Genomic DNA, 241 nt, shown 5'->3' with positions numbered 1-241 from the left:
AGCTCTATTCGAAATATGTGCGATCGGAGGCGGTCGAGCGCGCGACCTTTGCCGCGGGCCGTCTTCAGGAGACGGGTCTGCAGGACAAAGAGGGTAGCTTCTCTGCTGAAGAGAATGTCGCCCTGAAGACGATTCTGGCGATGCCGGATGTCTTCCGCATCGAGGTGTTCAACCGGGCGGGGGATCGCGTCCGCGAGTTGAGTGATGCGGCGGGCGGCACAGAGATTGCTCCCATTGGTCG

1 protein-coding gene is annotated in these 241 nt (G+C 61.0%); it reads left to right on the top strand.

Annotated features, from left to right (window positions below; genetic code table 11):
• Positions 1 to 241, top strand: a 241-nt coding sequence (locus CH341_RS35050; protein ID WP_170149927.1) for a hypothetical protein, incomplete at both ends; no start/stop codon positions are given.

The organism is Rhodoplanes roseus, assembly GCF_003258865.1.
Taxonomy (GTDB): domain Bacteria; phylum Pseudomonadota; class Alphaproteobacteria; order Rhizobiales; family Xanthobacteraceae; genus Rhodoplanes; species Rhodoplanes roseus.
The sequence above is the reverse complement of the archived record's forward strand: the minus strand, read 5'-3'. Positions and strand labels throughout refer to the sequence as shown.